Consider the following 3,972-nt stretch of genomic DNA (forward strand, 5'->3'; position numbering starts at 1 on the left):
GGCAGGTGTCCGCATGACCCCCGTCCCCCCGTCCCGCCTGGACGCGCTGACGGCGCCGACCGCCCGGCACGCCCACCGGCTGCTCGTCGCCAAGGCGATCCGCGAGTTCACCCATGAGCGGCTCCTGACGCCGGTGCGCGGCGAGCGGGTCGACGACGCCGGCCGCCACGCCTACACGCTCACCCTGGGCGGGGTGCGGTGGACGTTCACCGCGCGTGCCCTCCCGCTCGAGCACCTCGGCGTGGATCCGGACTCGGTGTGCCGTGCCGGGGATCCGGACGCGGTGGCCGTCGACCGCTTCGTCCTCGACGCGGCCGAGGTGCTCGGGCTGGCCGGCGAGGCGCTGGACGTCTATCTCGAGGAGCTCGCCTCCACCTTCGCCGCCCGGTGCCACACCCTGGCCGGCGAGCGCCCGTCCGCCGCCGACCTGGTGGACGCGGACTACACGGCGGTGGAGGCCGCCATGAGCGAGGGACACCCGGGCTTCGTGGCCACCAACGGCCGCATCGGCTGGGGGGCCACGGAGTACGCGATGTTCGCCCCCGAGGGCGGGCGGGCGCTGCACCCGGTGTGGCTCGCGTTCCCCTCCGAGCTCGGGGGACGGTGGACCTGGCCCAAGACCGCGAGCGCGGGCGCCGCCGTGCCGGCGCCGCCCCCGCCGATCACCGAGGCGGTGGCGGGCCTGTGCGCGGAGCGGGCGGCGGCGCTCGACGTCGATCCGGAGGCGTACACGCTGATCCCGGTGCACCCGTGGCAGTGGGAGCACCGGATCCAGGTGGCGTTCGCCCCCGACCTCGCCGCGGGGCGGCTGGTGCACGTGGGCGAAGACCCGGACGCGTTCACGGCCATGCAGGCGGTGCGCACCCTGTTCAACGCGAGCGACCCGCACGCCCCGCAGCTGAAGACGGCGTTGTCCGTGCAGAACATGGGGTTCGTGCGCGGCCTCTCCCCCGCGTACATGTCCGTCACCCCGGCGATCAACGCGGTGGTGGCCGACCTCGTGGACTCCGACCCCCTGCTCGCGAGGTGGGGCTTCGGGGTGCTGCGGGAGTACGCCTCGGCCGGGTACACCGGGGACGCCTTCCATGCCGTGGGCTCGAAGGGCCCTCGCACGAAGATGCTCGCCGCCCTGTGGCGGGAGAGTCCGCTGCCGCGCCTGGCGGAGGGCGAGCGGGTCATGACCATGGCGGCGCTGCTGCACCGGGACGGCGGGGGCCGCTCCGTGGCGGGGGCGCTCGTGGAGCGCTCGGGGCTGACGGCGGCGCAGTGGCTGCACGGGGTGGTGACGGCCTACGTGACCCCGCTGGTGCATCTGGCCGCCGCCTACTCGACCGTGTTCATGCCCCACGGGGAGAACATCGTGCTCCGCCTGCGGGAGGGACGGGTCACCGGCGCCTTCCTCAAGGACATCGGGGAGGAGGTGGTGGTCGGCGCGGACGGCGTCCCGCTCACGGAGCAGACCCGGCGCATCCGCATCGACCTCACCGACGAGGACCTCTCCCTCTCCTTCTTCACGGACATGCTGGACGGCGTGCTGCGCCATCTGGCCGACGTGATGGACGCGGACGCCCTGCTGCCGGCGGAGGAGTTCTACGCCGTGGTGGGGCGGGTCCTCGCCGAGTACACGGCCCTGGGGCTCGCGGATGTGGAGCGCCTCGGCCTGGACGCGGAGGACTTCGCGCACTCGTGCCTGAACCGGTTGCAGCTGCGGAACGCCACGCAGATGGTGGACCTGACGGACCCGTCGGGCTCGCTGCTCTACGCCGGTCGCCTGGCCAACCCGGTGGCCGCGCCGCTGCGCCGCGCGCTGGCGGAGCTCCGGCAGGACGCCGCGGCATGAGCGCGGACGCGTGGACCGGGACGGCGACGGGTGACGTGGCGGGCCGTTGCCACCGGGACGCGCACGGCGTGCCGACGCTCGTGGCCGCGTCCCTGCCCGAGCTGGCCTACCTCCAGGGGTGGCACGTGGCGACGGAGCGGGCCTGGCAGGTCGACTGCGAGCACCGCCGGGTCACCGGCATGGGCGCCGAGGTGTTCGGCCCGCCGGCGGTGGCGAACGACGTCGCCGCCCGGCAGATGGACCTGGACGGCGCGGCCCGCCGGGCGTTCGACGCCCTCGACGACGCGGAGGACCGGGCCTGGTTCACCCGGTTCGCCGACGGCGTGAACGCGGGGCTGGACGCCGGGGCCCGGCGCGCGCCCGAGTTCGCCGCCCACGGGGTGAAGCCGCTGCCGTTCGACCCGCACACGGCGCTCGCCCTGCACCTGGGCTACAACGTCTGGCTGACCAACGCGCCGGCCGCCCTGTTCCGCACCCTGCTGGCCGAGCGCTTCCCCGCGCTCGCCGCGGCGCTGATCTCGCCGCGCCCCGACGCGGACGGCTCGAACGCCTGGGCGGTGCGCGTCGGCGCCGAGGGCGCTCCGCTCGTGGCCGCCGACCCGCACCGGCTGCTCGAGCTGCCCGGCGTCTACCAGCAGGTGCGCCTCGTGGTGGAGGCCGAGCGTCCCCGGGACCGCGTCGACGTCGTCGGCCTGGCCTTCCCCGGTGTGCCGGGCGTCCCGCATGTGGGGCAGTCCGAGCACGTCGCGTGGGTGACGACCTCGGCGATGGTGTCCTCGCTCGAGATGGTCCTCGAGGACGCCCCCGAGGGGCCGGAGGTCCTCGACGCCCGGACCGAGCGGGTGCACGTGCGCGGCGGCGACCCCGTGGACGTGCGGGTGGCCCACACCCCGCGCGGGCGGCTCGTGGACGTGCCCGGCGCCGGACCGGTGAGCATGCGGTTCCCCGCCTGGGACCGCGCCGACACCGGCCTGCCGAGCGCGCGCCGGCTGCTCACGGCCGCGAGCGCCGCGGAGGCCTGCGCGGTGCTGGACGGGCACGTCGAGCCGGTCAATCGCGTGATCGTCGCGGACCGGCGGACGGTGCTCACCCGGCACGCCGGGGCCGTGCGGCGCCGGGATCGACGCTCGGCCTGGGGTGCGGCGCGGGCCTCCGCGCTGGGCCGGGGCTCCGCCGACGGGTCCCTCGATCAGCGCTGGGTGCGCTGGCCCGCGCCGGCCGCGGCGGACGACGTCGTGGTGGCGGCCAACGAGCCCCACCCGGACACCGCCTGCCTCACCGTGGACGCGTGCGCGCCGTGGCGGTCCCGCCGCATCCGGGAGGCCCTCGAGGCGCTGGCACCGCAGGAGCGGACCGTGGACGCGATGGCCGCCCTGCAGACGGACACCCGGACCCCGGGCGCGCCGCGGGCCTGGCTCGCCGACGCCGTCGACGCGCTCGTCGCGGACGGCGTGCTGGCCGCGGAGTCCGTCCCGGCGTGGGCCGGCGACGCCGCCGCCGGATCGGCCGCGGCCCGCTGGTGGCTCCTCGTGGAGCACGAGGTGGCCGCCGCCCTGATCGCGCACCTGCCGCCCGCCTCGCGGGCCCTGCTCGGCGGCCCGTGGGCACCGTGGGGCGACGCCGCCGCATGGGTCGGCGCGGCGCTCGCCGAGCGCGGGCCGGAGCCGCTGCGCGCGGCCCTGGGGATCACAGCGTCGACGAGGGACCTCGTGCGGGCCGCCGTCGCCGCCGTCGACGACGCCGCCGAGCCGCCGGGCCCCGACGGCGCGGCCCGGACCTGGGGCGAGGCGCATGCCCTGACCCCGTTCCTGTTCACGCACGAGCATCCCGGCGGGCCGGACGAGCCGGGGCTCGCCGACGTGCTCGACACGATCGGGTCCGTCCGGGTGGGCGGCACCGCGGACGCGGTCTGCGCCACCTCGCACGCCCCCGGCCTGGCCGTCGGCACCCACCGCGGGCCGGTGGCCCGGGTCGTGTTCGACCTCGGCGACCGCACCCGCAGCCGGTGGGTCGTCCCGTTCGGCGCCTCCGGTCTCGGAGGCGGGCACGTGACGGATCAGCTGGACGCGTGGGCCGCCGGCCGCCTGCTGCCCGTGCCGTCCCGTCCCGTCCCCCCGTCCGCCGGCAGCGCC

General features: G+C 77.0%; 2 protein-coding genes. Both read left to right on the forward strand.

Annotated elements, in window-relative coordinates; translation table 11 throughout:
- Positions 1–13 precede the first annotated feature (13 nt).
- On the forward strand, positions 14–1,840 hold the full coding sequence (locus QL983_RS10640) for an IucA/IucC family protein (protein WP_290152934.1): 1,827 nt from the start codon (positions 14–16) through the stop codon (positions 1,838–1,840).
- The coding region (locus tag QL983_RS10645; protein WP_290152935.1) for a penicillin acylase family protein at positions 1,837–3,972 on the forward strand (2,136 nt) is incomplete at its 3' end. The genes QL983_RS10640 and QL983_RS10645, both read left to right, overlap by 4 nt.

This window comes from Micrococcus sp. APC 4021 (assembly GCF_030407635.1).
Classification (GTDB): Bacteria; Actinomycetota; Actinomycetes; order Actinomycetales; family Micrococcaceae; genus Micrococcus; species Micrococcus luteus.